At 67.1% G+C, this 16,644-nt stretch carries 14 protein-coding genes, 2 tRNA genes and 1 pseudogene; 11 read left to right on the top strand and 6 right to left on the bottom strand.

Going from position 1 to position 16,644, the window contains the following annotated elements:
- Positions 1–45: 45 nt before the first annotated feature.
- Together Q5Y72_RS11630 and Q5Y72_RS19900 are read left to right on the top strand one after the other, a co-directional pair.
- On the top strand, positions 46–201 hold the full coding sequence (locus Q5Y72_RS11630) for a hypothetical protein (RefSeq protein ID WP_305963592.1): 156 nt from the start codon (positions 46–48) through the stop codon (positions 199–201).
- On the top strand, positions 164–667 hold the full coding sequence (locus Q5Y72_RS19900; protein ID WP_371930816.1) for a helix-turn-helix domain-containing protein: 504 nt from the start codon (positions 164–166) through the stop codon (positions 665–667). The genes Q5Y72_RS11630 and Q5Y72_RS19900 overlap by 38 nt, the downstream gene beginning before the upstream one ends.
- Here Q5Y72_RS19900 and Q5Y72_RS11635 read toward each other — a convergent pair.
- Together Q5Y72_RS11635 and Q5Y72_RS11640 are read right to left on the bottom strand one after the other, a co-directional pair.
- Positions 632–1,391 (bottom strand): annotated as a pseudogene (locus Q5Y72_RS11635) (IS5 family transposase); the annotation flags it as partial. The gene Q5Y72_RS19900 and the pseudogene Q5Y72_RS11635 sit on opposite strands and share 36 nt — an antisense overlap.
- A gap of 72 nt (positions 1,392–1,463) precedes the next feature.
- The gene (locus Q5Y72_RS11640; RefSeq protein WP_305963593.1) at positions 1,464–2,324 is read right to left on the bottom strand and encodes an MBL fold metallo-hydrolase; all 861 of its coding nucleotides are present in this window, start codon (positions 2,322–2,324) and stop codon (positions 1,464–1,466) included.
- 34 nt (positions 2,325–2,358) lie between these two features.
- On the opposite strand from Q5Y72_RS11640, the gene Q5Y72_RS11645 reads away from it, so the two are divergent.
- The 9 genes from Q5Y72_RS11645 to Q5Y72_RS11685 all read left to right on the top strand — a co-directional run bounded on the left by Q5Y72_RS11645 (position 2,359) and on the right by Q5Y72_RS11685 (position 14,774).
- Positions 2,359–3,726, top strand: a complete 1,368-nt coding sequence (locus Q5Y72_RS11645) for an ATP-binding protein (protein ID WP_305963594.1) — start codon at positions 2,359–2,361, stop codon at positions 3,724–3,726.
- A gap of 162 nt (positions 3,727–3,888) precedes the next feature.
- Positions 3,889–6,306 (top strand): endopeptidase La, encoded by a 2,418-nt coding sequence (gene lon, locus Q5Y72_RS11650; RefSeq protein ID WP_305963595.1) that lies wholly within the window; start codon positions 3,889–3,891, stop codon positions 6,304–6,306.
- Positions 6,307–6,543: 237 nt separating this feature from the next.
- A complete protein-coding gene (locus tag Q5Y72_RS11655) occupies positions 6,544–6,783 on the top strand; it encodes an HU family DNA-binding protein (RefSeq protein WP_305963596.1) in 240 nt (79 codons plus the stop codon).
- A gap of 78 nt (positions 6,784–6,861) precedes the next feature.
- A tRNA-Val gene (locus Q5Y72_RS11660) sits at positions 6,862–6,936 on the top strand.
- Between the two features lie 83 nt (positions 6,937–7,019).
- Positions 7,020–7,577, top strand: coding sequence for a histidine phosphatase family protein (locus Q5Y72_RS11665; protein WP_305963597.1), 558 nt, complete (start codon positions 7,020–7,022; stop codon positions 7,575–7,577).
- Positions 7,578–7,635: 58 nt separating this feature from the next.
- Positions 7,636–7,711: transfer RNA gene (locus tag Q5Y72_RS11670), tRNA-Val, on the top strand.
- A gap of 739 nt (positions 7,712–8,450) precedes the next feature.
- A complete protein-coding gene (locus Q5Y72_RS11675; protein WP_305963598.1) occupies positions 8,451–12,407 on the top strand; it encodes an Ig-like domain-containing protein in 3,957 nt (1,318 codons plus the stop codon).
- Positions 12,408–12,703: 296 nt separating this feature from the next.
- On the top strand, positions 12,704–13,090 hold the full coding sequence (locus Q5Y72_RS11680) for a hotdog family protein (protein WP_305963599.1): 387 nt from the start codon (positions 12,704–12,706) through the stop codon (positions 13,088–13,090).
- A gap of 52 nt (positions 13,091–13,142) precedes the next feature.
- Positions 13,143–14,774 carry a long-chain fatty acid--CoA ligase gene (locus tag Q5Y72_RS11685; RefSeq protein WP_305963600.1) on the top strand — a complete coding sequence of 544 codons (1,632 nt, stop codon included), beginning with the start codon at positions 13,143–13,145 and terminating at the stop codon, positions 14,772–14,774.
- Here the strand turns inward: Q5Y72_RS11685 and Q5Y72_RS11690 are convergent.
- Genes Q5Y72_RS11690 through Q5Y72_RS11705 form a run of 4 tightly spaced genes read right to left on the bottom strand, consistent with a single transcriptional unit; the run spans position 14,771 to position 16,576 of the window.
- Positions 14,771–15,613, bottom strand: a complete 843-nt coding sequence (locus Q5Y72_RS11690; RefSeq protein ID WP_305963601.1) for a CHAD domain-containing protein — start codon at positions 15,611–15,613, stop codon at positions 14,771–14,773. The genes Q5Y72_RS11685 and Q5Y72_RS11690 overlap by 4 nt on opposite strands.
- Positions 15,610–16,086 carry an acyl-CoA thioesterase gene (locus tag Q5Y72_RS11695; RefSeq protein ID WP_305963602.1) on the bottom strand — a complete coding sequence of 159 codons (477 nt, stop codon included), beginning with the start codon at positions 16,084–16,086 and terminating at the stop codon, positions 15,610–15,612. Before Q5Y72_RS11695 ends, Q5Y72_RS11690 begins: the two co-directional genes overlap by 4 nt.
- A gap of 57 nt (positions 16,087–16,143) precedes the next feature.
- A complete protein-coding gene (locus tag Q5Y72_RS11700; RefSeq protein WP_305963603.1) occupies positions 16,144–16,407 on the bottom strand; it encodes a ribbon-helix-helix domain-containing protein in 264 nt (87 codons plus the stop codon).
- A complete protein-coding gene (locus Q5Y72_RS11705) occupies positions 16,397–16,576 on the bottom strand; it encodes a DUF4169 family protein (protein ID WP_305963604.1) in 180 nt (59 codons plus the stop codon). The genes Q5Y72_RS11700 and Q5Y72_RS11705 overlap by 11 nt, the downstream gene beginning before the upstream one ends.
- Positions 16,577–16,644 lie beyond the last annotated feature (68 nt).

Consider the following 16,644-nt stretch of genomic DNA (forward strand, 5'->3'; position numbering starts at 1 on the left):
AGCCCTCGCGGCGCCTTCCATCGCCCGCTCGATCTCGACGTCGTCATGGAGGTGGTGATCCGCGGTCAGGTCAGCCGTCCCGGGATTAATGGATTGGATCATGTCGATCTCCAAAGGCTGTGCGGTGGCGAAACCGGACGGGTGGCCAGACCTCTCTGTGGATATGTCGAGATCAAGAACCAATCTCGTTTCACCGGGTGACATTCAGGCCGCAGCGCCGCACCGAAGCTGTCGAACAGGCGCTGTCCATCCTGCTGGCCTTCAGCAGCCAGCGCCGCGCCAGTCGCTGGCAGAACTGGCTGACAGGACCGGTCTGCACAAGAGCACCATCCTGCGGATGGCCCGCTCGATGGCGCTTCACGGCTTTCTGGATCGTGCCCCGGTTGGCCGATTCTCGATTGGGTGCAGCGTCTGGCGACGCGGGCTGGTGTTCCGGCAGGATTTCGACACCAGCGAGACGATCTGCCCGGCCCCGCGCGACCTGGTGCGGCTGACCGGCGAGAAGGCGTCTGTCTTCGTGCGCTCTGGCCGTCAACGGCCGTGCCTCTGGCGCGAGAACGGCCCGGGTCTGCCGCGTTCCGGCGTGGAGGAGGGACCGCGACTGAAACGGGGCGACTTTGCCTCGGGGCTGAGATGCGGCCTCATTATGGCGCATCCAGGGGCGTGAACAAGCGATGAGGACGGCGGCAAGGTAGTTGCGGGTGGACTTCTCGTATCGGGTGGCGATCTTGCGGAAATGCTTGAGCTTGTTGAAGAACCGTTCGATGAGGTTGCGCTGGCGGTAGAGCGCCGGATCGACCGAACGCTGCAGTTTCCGGTCGCGTTGGGTCGGGATGTGGCCGCGCCCGCCACGAGCCGCGATCAGATCGAGGACGGCGCGGGCGTCATCGCCGCGGTCGGCGACCACGTCACCCGGCGTGGGATGGGCGGCCTGCAACTCCGCGACCGCCGCCTTGTCCGACGCCTGCCGCGGCAACAACGTGATCGCCAGGGACAGGCCGCGATGATCGAAGATGGCGTTGATCTTGGTGCTCAATCCCCCACGAGAACGGCCAAGGGTGTGATCCGCCCCCTTTTTTGAGCTGCAGCCAGCTGGTGGGCGCGGATGATCGAGCTGTCAATGAACTGCATGCTGTCGGGTGACTTTTTCACAAGCGTTTCAAATACCTGAACCCGGACCCCTGCCATGGCCCAGCGATTGAACCGGTTGTAGACGGTGGTGTAGGGGCCGTAACGCTCGGGCAGATCGCGCCAGGGAGACCCTGTCCTCAAAACCCAGAGGATCCCGTTCAGAGCCCGCCGGTCATCCACCGCGCCACCCCACGCGACTTGTTGGGAAGAAGCGGTTGGATCAGTTCCCATTCGAGGTCTGTCAGATCAAAGCGTGCCATCTCTGCCTTCTTCATTGGAGACAGTGAACCACCGATCAAAAAACGTCAGAATCCCGGTCATCTGTACGCATCCTAGGCCGAGAAGCGGGTCGTGGCGCTGAGGTCGCCGTCCGCGACGGCTGCGCCGAGGGTCGAAAGGGCGATCAGATGCGCCAGCACGTTGCGGGTGGCGGCGGGCAGCAGATCGGGCGGCACGTCATAGATCCGGCGCGCGAGGCCGGGCGCGTCGTCGGGTCCGTCGCGCAGCGCGGCGAGGATCTGGGCGCTGCGGGCGCGGCGGTGGGCGGCCAGTTCGGCAATCCGGCCTGCCGGGTCATCGACCGGGGCGCCATGGGCCGGCAGCAACCGCCGTGGCGCGAGGCCCGCGAGGCGGTCCAGCGAGCGCATGTAGTCGGCAAGATCGCCATCGGGCGGCGAGATGATCGACGAGGACCAGCCCATGACGACATCTCCGGTGAAGATCTGGTCGCCCCATGCAAGGCACAGATGGCCGCCCGAATGGCCCGGCGTGTGCAGCGCGGTGAGCGCCCAGTCGGGGGTCGAGACCGTCTCGCCGTCGCGCAGAGTGCGGTCGGGGCGGAAATCGTGATCCAGCCCCTCGCCGCCACCGACAAGCCCCTGGCCGGCCAGTCGCTGCATGACCGGCGAGCGGCCGGCCAGCGCATCGCCGAAGGCGAGGATCGGCGCGCCGGTCATGGCAGCCAGCCGCGCCGCACCGCCGCTGTGGTCGCGATGGGCGTGGGTCACGAAGATGTGGCTGATCCGGCCCTGGGCCGCCGCCACGATGGCGGCAAGATGTGCCGGGTCGTCGGGACCGGGGTCGATCACTGCCACATGATCGCGCCCGATCAGGAAGCTGTTGGTGCCCGGACCGGTCAGGGCCGAGGGGTTCGGTGCCAGGATGCGCAGCGGCTCTTTCGCGGGGCGTGTCATGCGGCTAGCCTAGCGGCCGACGGGAAGGGTTTCCATGACCAACAACGGCGAGGCCGGCGTTCTGAAATGGCTGCTGCCGCGCGGGCTTTACCTGCGCGCCGCGCTGATCCTGATGCTGCCGGTGGTGGTTGTCACGCTGGTGGTCAGCGTGATGTTCCTGCAGCGCCACTTCGAGGGCGTGACACGCCAGATGACCGCCAGCATGGCCCGTGAGCTGGGCTTTGTCGCGGCACGGATGGATCGGGCCGAAAACGGCGCACAGGCGCTGTTGGCCGGGCGGGCGGTCGCGATCCCGCTGGCGCTGACCCTGGACCTGCCGGCCGCGTTGCCCGCCGATCTGCCCGATGGCGATCGCAGGGCCGTCTACGACCTGTCCGGACGCATCGTGATCGAGGAGTTGCGGGCCAGCGTTCCCGGCGTGCGTGGCATCGACCTGGCCAGCGACGACAAGCGGGTGACGGTGCTGATGGAGGGACGCTTCGGTCCCTATTCGCTTGGCTTCGACCGCCGGCGGGTCAGCGCCTCGAACCCGCATCAGCTGCTGGTGCTGATGCTGGCGACATCCCTGCTGATGAGCGTGATCGCGACGCTGTTCCTGCGCAACCAGCTGCGCCCGATCCGCCGCCTGGCCCGCGCCGCCGAGGAATACGGCAAGGGCAGGATCGTGCCCTATCGCCCCGGGGGCGCCACCGAGGTGCGCAGCGCCGGCACCGCCTTTCTCGACATGCGCAACCGGCTGGAACGCCAGAACGAGCAGCGCAAGCTGATGATCTCGGGAATCAGCCATGATCTGCGCACGCCGCTGACCCGGCTGCGGCTGGGGCTGTCGATGATCTCGGCCGAGATGCCCCCCGAGGCCGAGGATCTGGCCGCGATGGAAAGCGACATCGCCGAGATGAACCGGATGGTCGATGCGTTCCTGGACTATGCGCGCGACGAGGCGCAGGACAGCCCGGCAGAGGCGGTGGTTGCGCTGGACTTCCTGCGCGGCATCGTCGCCGACGCGCAGCGCGCCGGCCAGCAGGTCACGCTGAGCCGGCTTGAGGGCGACGAGGCGGGCAGGGCGACCTTCCGGCGCGACCTGCTGCGCCGCGCGGTCGAAAACCTGATCGGCAATGCGGTCCGCTATGGCAGCCGCGCGCAGATCGACGCGACGCTTGGCCCGCGCAGCCTGCGCATCGGCATCGAGGATGACGGCCCCGGCATTCCCGAGGACAGCCTTGACGCGGCGATGCGGCCCTTTACCCGACTGGACCCCGCGCGGACGCGCAACAAGGGGCAGGGCGCCGGTCTGGGTCTGGCGATCGCGGCCGATGTGGCGCGCGGCCATGGCGGCCAGCTGCGGCTGGGGCGCGGCAGCGATCTGGGCGGTCTGCGGGCCGAGATCGTCATTCCGCGCTGAGGCCGCCGCGGGCGGTCCGCCGCGCCGCACCCGGGCGGCGATTTATGTGGTATTCTTGGGGTCGTATTGAAGACTGGGTGACGCGCGCCTAGATTGTCGCGATGCAGGGGCCGTGCGTCGCCATGACGGGTCCACGGTGCCGGGCAGGAAAGGAACCCAGACATGACCGACTTCGCATCTCAGACCTATCCGGTGCTGCCGTTGCGCGACATCGTTGTGTTTCCGCACATGATCGTGCCGCTGTTCGTGGGGCGCGACAAGTCCGTTCGTGCGCTCGAGGCGGTGATGGAATCGGACAGCCCGATCCTTCTGGCCGCGCAGAAGGATGCCTCGATCGACGAACCGACCGAGGATGGCATCTACCGGACCGGCGTGCTGGCCAATGTGCTTCAGCTGCTGAAGCTGCCCGATGGCACCGTCAAGGTGCTGGTCGAGGGCCGCGAACGGGTCGAGATCACCGCCTTCGTTCCCAATGACGATCACTTCGAGGCCGAGGCCGCGATCCTGCCGGAAATCGACGGCGACGAGGCGACGCTGACCGCGCTGGTGCGCACAGTCACCGAGGAGTTCGAGCGTTACGTCAAGGTTCGCAAGAACATCCCCGAAGAGGTCGTGACCGCTGTCTCCGAGGCGCGCGAGCCGGGCAAGCTGGCCGACCTTGCGGCCGGTCACATGGGGATCGACCTTGACCGCAAGCAGGACCTGCTGACCACGCTGAACGTCGCCGAGCGGCTGGAGAAGGTCTATTCGCTGATGCAGGGCGAAATGTCGGTCCTGCAGGTCGAGAAGAAGATCAAGTCCCGGGTCAAGACCCAGATGGAGAAGACGCAGCGCGAATACTATCTGAACGAGCAGATGAAGGCCATTCAGAAGGAACTTGGTGACGGCGAGGACGGCCAGAACGAACTTGCCGAACTGGAGGCGAAGATCGCCGCCACCAAGTTCAGCAAGGAGGCGCGCGAAAAGGCCGAGGCCGAACTGAAGAAGCTGAAGGCGATGTCGCCGATGTCCGCCGAGGCGACGGTCAGCCGCAACTATCTGGACTGGCTGCTGGCGCTGCCCTGGGGCGTGAAGTCGCGCACCCGCAAGGATCTTGGCGCGGCCGAGAAGGTTCTGGACGCCGATCACTACGGTCTGGAAAAGGTCAAGGAACGGATCGTCGAATATCTGGCCGTGCAGTCGCGCAGCCAGAAGCTGAAGGGCCCGATCCTGTGCCTCGTCGGACCTCCGGGCGTGGGCAAGACCTCGCTCGGCCGCTCGGTCGCGAAGGCGACGGGGCGCGAGTTCATCCGCATCAGCCTTGGCGGGGTGCGCGACGAATCCGAGATCCGCGGCCACCGGCGCACCTATATCGGCTCGATGCCCGGCAAGATCATCCAGGCGCTGAAAAAGGCCAGGACCACCAACCCGCTGATCCTGCTGGATGAAATCGACAAGATGGGCCAGGATTTCCGCGGCGACCCGGCCAGCGCGATGCTGGAGGTCCTTGATCCCGAACAGAACTCGACCTTCGTCGATCACTATCTCGAGGTCGAATACGACCTGTCGAACGTGATGTTCGTGACCACCGCCAACAGCTACAACATGCCCGGCCCGCTGCTTGACCGGATGGAGATCATCCCGCTGTCGGGCTATACCGAGGATGAAAAGCGCGAGATCGCGCGCCACCACCTGCTGCCCAAGCAGATCAAGGCGAACGGGCTGCGCAAGGGCGAGTTCTCGATCACCGACGAGGCGCTGACCCATGTCATCCGCTATTACACCCGCGAGGCGGGGGTGCGGTCGCTGGAACGCGAGATCGCCAAGCTGGCGCGCAAGGCTGTGACCGAGATTCTCAAGGGCCGCGTTACGTCGGTCGAGGTGACGCCCGCGCGGGCCGAGGCGTATCTGGGCGTGCGACGGCATCGCTACGGTCTGGCCGAGAAAGAGGACCAGGTCGGGGTGGTGACCGGGCTGGCCTGGACCTCGGTGGGCGGCGACCTGCTGCAGATCGAGGCGCTGCGCCTGCCGGGCAAGGGTCGGATGAAGACCACCGGCAAGCTGGGCGAGGTAATGAAGGAATCGATCGACGCGGCCTCGAGCTTCGTGCGCTCGATCGCGCCCGAGATCGGCGTCAGGCCGCCCGAGTTCGACCGCCGCGACATCCATGTTCACGTCCCCGAGGGCGCGACGCCCAAGGACGGTCCCTCGGCGGGTGTGGCGATGGTCACCTCGGTCGTGTCGGTGATGACCGGCATCCCGGTGCGCAAGGATGTGGCCATGACCGGCGAGGTTACCCTGCGCGGCAACGTGCTGGCGATCGGCGGGCTGAAGGAAAAGCTGCTGGCGGCCCTGCGCGGCGGCATCAAGACGGTGCTGATCCCGGCCGACAATGAAAAGGATCTCGCCGAGATTCCGCAGAACGTCAAAAGCGGGCTGACGATCATTCCGGTCGGCAATGTGCGCGAGGTTCTGGCCCATGCGCTGACCCGCAAGCCCGAGCCCGTCGAATGGGACGAGGCCGCCGAGGAAGCCGCCGAAGCCGCCCGCGTGGCAGCCCGTGGCGGATCCGAGGCGGGGGGCAGCGCCGTCGCCCATTGACGGACCGCGGGGCGTCCTGATGCGCAACCTGCACGAGGCCGGACCGGATCGCATCCGGTTCGGCCTTTTATTTCACCGCCTTGCCGGGATTTGATGTTGACCTAAGGTCAATAGAGGGCCAACCTGAACCAAGTGTTCTGGTCAATCGGGGGGGGCTGCGCCATGGGAAGCAATCCGGCTGGACATCTTCGGTCGAGAGGAAAGCGCGACGGATCGGCCGGCGCGCCGCAACCCGCCATGGTTGTCCAGAAGAAGGACTTCGTCGATCGCGTGATTGCGGCGACCGGCGCCAAGAAGTCCGAAGCGCGCCCGATCATCGAGGCGACGCTGGAGCAACTGGGCGAGGCTCTGTCCGCAGGCCAGACCCTTGCCGTGCCGCCGCTGGGGCGGGCGCGGATCAATCTCGAGAAGGACGTGCGGGGCGGTGACGTGATCACCCTGCGCCTGCGCCGCAAGGCCAGCCCGACGGCGCCCTGAGATCGCGTCCGGGCGGCGCGGCCATCGGGCGATTGGCCCTTGCATCGGTGCCGTGGCGCGGCTAAAAGCCCGTCCACCGGGTGATTAGCTCAGCGGTAGAGCGCTTCGTTCACATCGAAGATGTCAGCGGTTCAAATCCGTTATCACCCACCATCATTCCCTTGGCGCGGCCGCCGCAATGTCTCGGCCTGCCGCGCCGGCGGCCCGATCCGGCGCAAGGCCGCCGCGACGTTGAGATGACCGACTGTCCCGATCTTTATCTCATGCGCCACGGCGAGACCGTCTGGAACGCCGAGGGTCGTCTGCAGGGCCTGATGGACTCGCCCCTGACCGAACGCGGCCGCCAGCAGGCCTCAAGACAGGCCGTGCTGGTCGCTGCTGTTGCCGCGCACCGCTACAGCAGCCCCTTGGGGCGGGCGGTGCAGACCGCGGGCATCGTCTTTGCCGGTGCCGCCTGCCATCAGGACGCCCGCCTGGCCGAGATCGACATCGGCCGGTTCGCGGGACAGAGGCTGTTTGAACTGCGCGACCGATTTCCCGATCTGTTCCAGGGCGATCCGCTGGCCTGGTACGACCATGCGCCGGGTGGCGAGGGCTTCACCGGGCTTGCCCGCCGTGCGCGGTCGTTTCTCGACGGGCTGCGCGGACCGTCGCTGATCGTCACCCACGGCATCACGCTGCGAATGCTGCGGTTGCTGGCACTGGGTCTTCCGTTGGAGGCGCTGTCGGATCTGCCGGTCGTCCAGGGCGCCGTGCATGTCGTGCGCGCCGGTCGCCACGAGGTCTGGCGCTGAGCCGGGGGGGGGGGCGGGGGCTGGCGGTTCGCGACCGCAGGCGCTAGAAGCGGGAAGGGGGCGGTTAGCTCAGCTGGTAGAGCGCTTCGTTTACACCGAAGATGTCGGGGGTTCGAGCCCCTCACCGCCCACCATCGCCGGTCATTCCTCGAAATGGGCATTCTTATTGCGCGACGCCGGGGCGCACCGGAATACGGTTGGGCACCGGTAATCAGGTGTCGCGCGGAATATCGGCGACCCGCGCCGCCGAAATGCTGCGCTGCGGAAATGGAGCGGCGAACGGCGACGGATCCGGAGTCGCGCGGGTCCCGGTCTGTCGAGGATGGCCGGGTCGATGCTGATTCGATGCGGGCAGGGCAAGATCTGACGATTCCTGTCGGGCTGTTATTGCAGACATAATAACAGACATAAGTGTTCAGTTGGGCGCTCGGTCCTGCCGGATCATTCCCGGCCATAGCGTCCGCCCGCTGCGCGTGTGATTCGCTGCAGGGCAGCATTCGAGGGCCGCGTTTGGCGGAAACTTCGCCATTGTTCATTTACCCTGCGTCAATCAATTGCGTCTACACGGGGCAATATGCTCCGCGAATTGCGCAGGGTATTTAGTCTTATTCGGCAGTCTCGGCAGTCAGGTGCCACAAAAAACGTCCGGATGGTAAGAAACCGCCGATTACACCCACCTCGTCCTGGCCTCGGGTTGCATGCCGCAGGCTTCGTCTCATAGGCTGGAAAACAACCGTGCGGCGTTTTTGTTCCCGTTAACACAATCTTTAGTTGTTTGCGTCTGGATAGGCGCGTCGTGCGTAACAGCTTCGAGCGATTTGGGGTGGCACGCGCCCTGATCGCAGACATCAGATTGTGGGAAGGTTGTGGGGAATGGCAAAGCTTCCGGTTTCGGCGCCCTCGGGGTCGAGTACGAACGGATATTCGTCGGGTCTGCTGGGTGAGGTCTATCTGGGCGGCTCGCTGCGCAATCTGGGCGATGCGCTGCGGTTGATGCAGGGGAGGCCCACGGCCACCTTCGTGTCGGACGGCATCGATTATCGCGCGACCAACGGGTCGCTGGTCGATCTTCTGGGCGCCGATGCCAGCACGCTCAGCGATCCGCGTGGTCATCTTCTGTCGGATCAGTTCGCGCTGCGCCTGACGGGGCAGGTCTATCTGGAGGCGGGTTCGCACCGTTTCTACAACACGACCGACGACGGTTTCCGGCTGACGGTCAACGGCAGCGTCGTTTCGGAATTTGGCAACGCGCGGTCGTCGGGCACCTCGCAGGGCGTGATCCAGATCGCGGAATCGGGCTGGTATTCGATCAATGTCGATTATTTCGAGGCCTACGGCGCATCCGAGCTTCGCATCCGGCACAGCCACAATGGCGGCACGATCGGCACCCTGGACGAATCTGATCTGCGCCATGCGGTGGCAGGCGGCAATACCGGCGGCGGGTCGGGCGGCAGCACCGGGGGCGGAAGCACGGGCGGCGGCACGGTCGTCACACCGCCACCCCCGGTCGAGCCACCGGCGCCCGTCGCCAACACGGCGCCCGACGCGCGCAATGAATCGCGGACGCTGGCGGAGGATGGCCAGGTTTCCCTCAATCCGCTGGCGAATGATCTTGATGCAGACGGCGATCGGCTCAGCATCACGCAGGTCGGTCGCGCCGCGAACGGCACCGTGCGGCAGAATGCCGACGGGACGCTGACCTATATCCCGAATGCCAATTTCGCCGGGCGCGACAGTTTCACCTATACGATCAGCGATGGTCGTGGCGGGGTCGATACGGCGCGCGTCAACCTGACCGTGAATGCGGTGAATGACGCGCCGGTGGCCAATGACGATGGCGGCTATTCGGTCGATACAGGTCAGATGCTGATGATCGACATCGCGGATCTGCTGGCCAATGACCGCGACGTCGACGGCGACGCGCTGTCGCTGGTGCGGTTGACCAATGTGGCGAACGGCTCTGCCACAATCGTGGGCGATCAGGTGCATTTCGCCGCCTCGGGCGAGGGCGCTGGCGGCTTTAGCTATTCCGTCTCGGACGGCAATGGCGGCACCGACACCGGACGCGTTTCCGTGGATGTGGAGGCCGTGGCGACCGGTGGCGGCAGCACGGGTGGTGGCAGCACAGGCGGCGGCAGCACGGGTGGCGGCAGCACGGGTGGCGGCAGCACGGGCGGCGGCAGCACGGGTGGCGGCCATTCCAGCGGCGATCCCGCCAGTTCGCACGAACTGATCGACCCTCCCCAGACCCCGGCCGAAATCGCTGCCTTCGTCGAGATGGTCCGCAACATGCCCGAGCATGAGATGGGCGGCTCGCCTGCTGGGGCGCAGATGCACATGGCGGCGCTTGACCTCGTGTCGCGAGCCGACGCCACCAGCATCGCGATCAATCACGGCGACTGGAACGATCCCTCGACATGGCACAATGGCCGCGTGCCCGGCGCCGGCGCCAATGTGCTGATCCCCGAGGGAATCGCCGTGGAATACAGCGCGGTCAACAACGCCTCGATCAACACCGTCCGCGTCGACGGCATGCTGAGCTTTGCGACCGATGAAGACAGCCGGCTGCTGGTTGACACGCTGGTCGTCTCGCCGACCGGGCATCTGCAGATCGGCACCGCCGATGACCCTGTCGAGGCCGGCACGAATGTCGATATCGTCTTTGCCGACAACGGCAATATCGACGTGGGCTGGGATCCCGCGTTGCTGTCGCGCGGCATGGTGGCCATGGGGCAGGTCGACATCGCCGGCACCGAGAAGTCCTCGCATCTGAAAGTCGACGTCGACGCCATGGCGGGCGATACGCGGCTGGTGCTCGAAGAGGCGCCCGAGGGCTGGCAGGTGGGCGACAAGCTGGTACTGACGGGCACCTATCAGCAGGGCTTCTACTGGAACAACGCGACCAGCCGGATGGACTTTGCGGAAAGCCAGGACGAAGAGGTGTACATCACCGCGATCAACGGCAACAGGGTCACGCTGAACCGCCCGCTGACCTATGACCACGACACGCCGCGCGACGACCTCAAGGCCTATGTGGCCAACATGAGCCGCAACGTCACCTTCTCGAGCGAGGGTGGCGAGGACATTCCGAACCATCAGCGCGGCCATGTGATGTTCATGCACAACGACGATGTCGATGTGCGCAATGCGGGCTTCGTCGATCTTGGCCGGACGGACAAGTCGATCTATGCCGGCCCGGCCAGCGAGTTTGGCGGCGTCGGAAACCTGTCGGCCACGGACAACGTCGAGGCGCGCTATCCCTTCCACTTCCACGAGGCCGGGGTCGAGGATGTCGAGAACCCCGCGACCGCCATCGGCAACGTCGTGGACGGCTCGCCGGGCTGGGGCTTCGTGCAGCATTCCTCGAACGCCAATCTGACCAGCAACGTCGCCTTCGACGTCTGGGGCGCGGCCTTCGTGGCCGAAGACGGCAACGAGACCGGTACCTGGTATCGCAACATCGCGATCAAGTCGCAGGGCTGGGCCGCGGGCGACGTGGCGGTGAAGCACAGCGAGGTCGACGGCAACGATGCGCGCACCGGAGACGGCTTCTGGTTCGGAGGCCGGCTGGTCGAGGCGGTCGAGAACGTCGCCGCCAACACCACGCACGGCTTCGTCTGGCTGCACCGCGGCGAACGCGACGGCGTCGACCCCGACACCATGCAGAACAGCGATCTCGGCTATGGCCGGGACATGCTTGGCAATGACAAGGCACCGATCCAGGGCTTCCGCGACAACGAGGCCTTCGGGACCAACACCGGCCTGATCGTCGTCAAGGAAAACCCCGATCAGGGCCATGACGTGCGCAGCGTGTTCGACGGCTTCACCAACTGGGAAACCCGCGAGGGCGTCGCCGTCAGCTATACCGGCCACTACACCTTCCGCGACTTCGACCTCGTGGGCCAGCGCCCCGAGCGCGGAGAGGTCTGGGACGACGCCTATCAGGGTGTGAACCTGGGCGGAAATGCCTTTGACATGGTGTTCAACGACATCCGCATCGACGGCTTCAACCACGCCTTCAACCTGACCGACAACAACGACGTGAACACGGGTCGGGCGGGCGACTTCGAGAATACGGTGATCGACGGCGTGTTCACCAACATCCGCGGCGCGACCATCCAGCAGACCGAGGCCGGCCAGCTGCAGATCCTGCGCGCCTCCGATCTGGTCGAGGGTCGACTGAACTTCCGGCTGACCGCCGACCGCAACATCTCGGACAGGGACAACCTGTTCTTCGACGGCATCAAGACCGATTCGATCGGTGCCGTCGAACGCAGCTTCGTCCTGGAACAGCAGGGGCTGTGGGGCTGGGACAAGGAAAACTACCTCGAGACGAACGGCTACTGGCGCACGCCGGACGGCAACGCCGTACTGCTGATCGAGGATTACGTCGCCGACCGCGCGACCGGCGAACTGGCCAAGACGATGCTGGTGTTCCAGCTGGACTACTCGGCCTCGACCCTGCAGAGCCGCTATCCCTACAACGGCGTCATCAACCTTGGCGGGCCGGCCGCGACCGCGCGCAACGACAGCGCCACCACCTCGGCGAATACCGATGTGCGGATCAACCTGGTGGCCAATGATGTCGACCCGGACGGGGGGCGCGTCTATGTGGACGGCCTGACCGATCCCCGCAACGGCAACGTCTATCTGCAGGATGACGGCACGGTGCTGTATCGCCCCAACCAGGGCTTCGTGGGGACGGACAGCTTCTCCTACTGGGCCGCCGATCAGGAGGGCAACTTCACGCGCGCCGATGCGGTGGTGACGGTTCGCGCCGGCGCCGATCACCTGTCGACCGCCATGGGCAGCGACATGTTCGACTTCTGAGCGGATCGCGCGCGGGTGGCGGCCGTGCCGCCGCCTGTTGCGAAGGTCCTGGCACGTCAGCAAAATCAGCCCGGCCGAACCCGTGTCGGCCGGGCTTTCTGATGCGGCCTGGCGCATGGCGCCGCGATGCCGGAAGGGTGATGCCTGTCACGTCCCTTGCGGCGGTGGCAATCCGGGGCCGAAGCGCCTAGGCTGGCGGCCGGGGCAGGTCCCCGCCTTCTGGCCAGCCGGCCGGGCGTCCCTGTCCAGCGCGACCCCGGATGCGATCCTGACGCATCCGCACCACAGGAGCCTCCATGTCCGACCGACGCCTGAACGGCCAGATCGAATTCGACATCGTCGCGGTCAGCGACGCCGAGGCCGAGGGCGAGATGACCGTCACCCCGTCCGGCAGCGGCCTCTATGCGGGCGCGCTGATCTGGTTCGCCGAAGCCGTCGCCACCAGCCTGGTGCTGGGCGGCGAGCCCGTGGCCGGGGATGCCGAGGGCCTGCCCGTCGCCGTCAGCCTCAGCGCGCAGATGCCCGGCCATTGCCGCAACGGCACCCTGGTCGCAAAGGCGCGCTGGGTCAGCCGCGGCCCGCGCGTCGCCATCGTGCGCACCGAGATCCGCGATCCCGAGGGCGGCCTGCTGCTGGACCTGACCTCGACCCATCTGGCCAGCGCCGCCGCCAAACCGGCTTGATCGGGCGGCAGCCTTCCCGCAAGCTGCCCCGGCCAGGGGAGGAGTGATTGGGATGGACGGTCTGATGATGCATCGCCCGCTGCTGCAAGGCGGGCTTCTGGACTATGCGGCCGACAGCTTTCCGGCCGCCGGGATCGTGTCGCGCCGCGTCGAGGGCGATCTGCACCGTCAGGACTATGCCCGGACGCGCCAGCGTGTCGCGCAACTGTCGCTGGCGCTGGAGGAACTGGGCGTCGGTCCGGGCGACCGCATCGCAACACTGGCCTGGAACGGGCACCGGCATTTCGAGATCTATTATGCCGTCCCCAATATCGGCGCGATCTGCCACACCATCAACCCGCGGCTGTCGCCCGAACAGCTGATCTTCATCACGCACCACGCCGGCGACCGGATGATCTTCGCCGACCTGACCTTCCTGCCGCTTCTGGAAAAACTGAAGGATCATCTGCCGCAGATGCAGGTCGTGCTGATGACCGACGCGGCGCACATGCCCCGGAACAGCCTTGATGCTCTGTGCTACGAGGATCTGCTGGCCGGCCGCCCGACGACGCGGGACTGGCCCGAATTCCCGGAAACCACCGCCTCGGGGCTGTGCTATACCTCGGGTACCACCGGCAAGCCCAAGGGGGTGCTTTACAGCCACCGCTCGAACGTGCTGCATGCCTTGTCGATCGCGGCCAGCATCGGCGCGGATCTCGGCAACCAGCCGCGCATCCTGCCGGTGGTGCCGCTGTTCCACGTCAACGCCTGGGGGTTGCCCTTCTACGCACCGATGGTCGGCGCAAGCCTGGTGATGCCGGGGCCGCATCTGGACGGCGCAAGCCTGTGGGACCTGTGCGAGACCGAAGGGGTTCAAAGCGCATGGGGCGTGCCGACGATCTGGCAGGGCCTGCATGCCGAGATCGCGCGTCGTGGGGCCAAGCCGGCGGCGCTGCGGCACATCGTCGTCGGTGGCAGCGCCATGCCGCGCAGCCTGACCGAAGCCTTCGAGAAACTCGACATCGACGTGAACCACGCCTGGGGCATGAGCGAGACCTCGCCGCTGGGCAGCCAGGGCTCGCTGACAAGCGATCAGCGGGACCGGCCGTTCCCGCAGCGGATGGCGCTGAAGGCCACGCAGGGACGGCGCGTCCTCGGCGTTGAGATGAAGATCGTGGGTCCCGACGGTCAGCGCCTGCCGCATGACGGCAAGGCCTCGGGCCTGCTGCATGTGCGCGGCAACACCGTTGCCAGCGGATATTTCCGCGACGACGAGGCAAGCGCCGAAGCGATCGACGCCGAGGGCTGGTTCGGGACCGGCGACATCGCCTCAATCGACGCCAATGGCTGGGTTACCCTGCGCGACCGGGCCAAGGATCTGATCAAGTCGGGCGGCGAGTGGATCAGTTCGATCGATGTCGAGAACCTGGCGGTGGCCCATCCCAAGGTTGCGCAATGCGCGGTAATCGCCATGCCCCATCCGAAATGGGGCGAGCGGCCGCTGATGGTGGTCAAGCCGGCCGATCCGCAGGACCTGCCCGGCATGGACGAGATCCGCGCCCTTTTGGCGCCGCATCTGGCCGAATGGCAGTTTCCCGACGATATCGTGTTCGTGGACGAGATGCCGATGACCGCGACCGGCAAAATCAGCAAGCTGACCCTGCGCGAACGCTATCACGATCATGTCGCGCCCGGGGCCGGCTAGGCGGCGACGTCAAGCCACCAGACCGGCGAGGCGCGCAGCCGTTTCCACAGCTTGCGCGCCTTGTCGCGCGCCTTGGCTTCGCGCGCCGCGGCATCGTCGGGCAGCGCGGCGTCCGCGGCCATCACATGCAGGTCGTTCAGCGTGCCGAGGGCGTCCTGCAGGGCCTTGATCGTCTTCAGCATCGCACGCGGCTGCCGGCCGTCGAACAGCGGTGCGAAGAATTCGGCGATGTAGCGCAAATCCTTCGCGCGCTTGCGGAACTGGTGCCGCTCCTCGGGCGGCAGCGCCTCGGGTTGAGGGCCGAAGGACAGAAGTTCGCTCCAGGCGGTCTGCAAGCCGCGCGCGGCGATCAGCGCGACCGGCGCAGCGGCGAGGCGACGGCGTCGGTTGCCCTTGCAGAGCCGCGCCCTGTCACCCGTCGTCGCGGCGATCAGACCGGGCAGGGGGGGATGGTCCTGCGGATCGGCCAGCATCGCCCGGGCCTCGGCGCGCAGGCGCTGCGCCCGCGCGGCGGCCTCGGCGCGGGATGCGCCGGTTGCGGCCTCGGCCTGCACATCGGCGTCGCGCAACGCGGCCAGCGCACGACAGCGTTCCGCCAGCAGGTCGTCCAGCCGTGCGCCGGTCTTGCTGGCCACCATGTCGCCAAAGCCGCGCAGGATCGACCGCATGCGTCGCAGCGCCACCCGCGCGGCGTGGACATCTTCGGGTTCGTCGCGCGACAGGATCGCCTGGCGGGCCGCCTCATGGGCCGCGCCCCCCTGCCGCAACGCCAGTTCCAGCGCCTCGGCCGCCGCCATGTCGCGCCTGACCCGGTCCGGCCTGCCAGCGCCCGGGCTCATCCCGCGACGGCCCCGACCTGCGCCGGCCGTGCCCCGGCGGGCATCAGCGCGGCCAGCCGCGCGCGGTCATCGGGCGGCGTCGGCAGCGGGCGGCGGGTGGTCGCGTCGACCGTGACCAGCGTGAAATAGGCGCGGGCGGCTTCGTCCTGGTCCTCGTCGCGGAACATGCCCATCTCGACGCGGATCGAGGCGCGGCCCAGGCGGGTGACGGACAGGCCGACGGTCAGGGCGTCCGGATAGGACAATTCGCGAAAGAAGGTGCAGCCATTCTCGACGACCACCAGGATCGGCTTGCCGGGGGCCGGATCGGGTAGCCCGATCGCCGCCAGCGCGCGGGTCATCGCCTCGTCGAACAGCGTGTAATAGGTCGCGTTGTAGATATGGCCATACTGGTCATTGTCGGTCCAGCGGGTCTGCAGCCCTTCGAACGCGGCATAGGCCGCGCGGAGTCGGGGTGGTTCGCGGTCGGTCATGGAGGCCTCCGTCCTGCGCCCAGACTAGGCCGCGCGGCCCGCGGCGCAAGCCCCGCGTCACGCGCCGGGCGGCGGGGAGGGCGCGGCGTCGCGCTGTGCCTCGGCCAGAACGAACAGCCGCAGCGCGGTCGCAAGCCCGACATCCGGCGGGCGAGCATGGTCGATCTGGCCGATCAGCACCGCCCGCGTCAGTCCGCGCCGATCCGCAGCCCGGCCCAGCGCCTGCCAGAACGCATCCTCGAGCGAGACCGAGGTGCGATGCCCGTCGATGGTCACCGACCGCTTGGCCGGCGGGGTCATCGGCGGCAGGTCAGTCCTCATCGCGCTGGTGCGCGTCATGGGCACGCTCGGCACGCTTGGCCTCGGCGGTGCGGGCCTCGCGCAGTGCGCGGGGTTCGCCGAACTTCGCGGCATTGGCATCGCCCGCCGCGCGCCGTTCGCTGCGGTCGCGCTGCTTGCGGGCCTGCCGAAGGTTGGTGATCTTGGTCATGCGCGGGTCTCCGCATCCTGGTCTGCCGGCTGGCGCCGACCGGGTCGGCCGCGCCAGTATAGCGCGGA

This window comes from Paracoccus spongiarum (assembly GCF_030732095.1).
Classification (GTDB): Bacteria; Pseudomonadota; Alphaproteobacteria; order Rhodobacterales; family Rhodobacteraceae; genus Paracoccus; species Paracoccus spongiarum.

What these genes read in the sequence shown, in the direction of transcription:
- Q5Y72_RS11630 (WP_305963592.1), top strand. Translation starts at nt 46, where the DNA reads ATGGAGGTGGTGATCCGCGGTCAGGTCAGCCGTCCCGGGATTAATGGA.
- Q5Y72_RS19900 (WP_371930816.1), top strand. Translation starts at nt 164, where the DNA reads ATGTCGAGATCAAGAACCAATCTCGTTTCACCGGGTGACATTCAGGCC.
- Q5Y72_RS11640 (WP_305963593.1), bottom strand. Translation starts at nt 2,324, where the DNA reads ATGACACGCCCCGCGAAAGAGCCGCTGCGCATCCTGGCACCGAACCCC.
- Q5Y72_RS11645 (WP_305963594.1), top strand. Translation starts at nt 2,359, where the DNA reads ATGACCAACAACGGCGAGGCCGGCGTTCTGAAATGGCTGCTGCCGCGC.
- lon (WP_305963595.1), top strand. Translation starts at nt 3,889, where the DNA reads ATGACCGACTTCGCATCTCAGACCTATCCGGTGCTGCCGTTGCGCGAC.
- Q5Y72_RS11655 (WP_305963596.1), top strand. Translation starts at nt 6,544, where the DNA reads ATGGTTGTCCAGAAGAAGGACTTCGTCGATCGCGTGATTGCGGCGACC.
- Q5Y72_RS11665 (WP_305963597.1), top strand. Translation starts at nt 7,020, where the DNA reads ATGACCGACTGTCCCGATCTTTATCTCATGCGCCACGGCGAGACCGTC.
- Q5Y72_RS11675 (WP_305963598.1), top strand. Translation starts at nt 8,451, where the DNA reads ATGGCAAAGCTTCCGGTTTCGGCGCCCTCGGGGTCGAGTACGAACGGA.
- Q5Y72_RS11680 (WP_305963599.1), top strand. Translation starts at nt 12,704, where the DNA reads ATGTCCGACCGACGCCTGAACGGCCAGATCGAATTCGACATCGTCGCG.
- Q5Y72_RS11685 (WP_305963600.1), top strand. Translation starts at nt 13,143, where the DNA reads ATGGACGGTCTGATGATGCATCGCCCGCTGCTGCAAGGCGGGCTTCTG.
- Q5Y72_RS11690 (WP_305963601.1), bottom strand. Translation starts at nt 15,613, where the DNA reads ATGAGCCCGGGCGCTGGCAGGCCGGACCGGGTCAGGCGCGACATGGCG.
- Q5Y72_RS11695 (WP_305963602.1), bottom strand. Translation starts at nt 16,086, where the DNA reads ATGACCGACCGCGAACCACCCCGACTCCGCGCGGCCTATGCCGCGTTC.
- Q5Y72_RS11700 (WP_305963603.1), bottom strand. Translation starts at nt 16,407, where the DNA reads ATGAGGACTGACCTGCCGCCGATGACCCCGCCGGCCAAGCGGTCGGTG.
- Q5Y72_RS11705 (WP_305963604.1), bottom strand. Translation starts at nt 16,576, where the DNA reads ATGACCAAGATCACCAACCTTCGGCAGGCCCGCAAGCAGCGCGACCGC.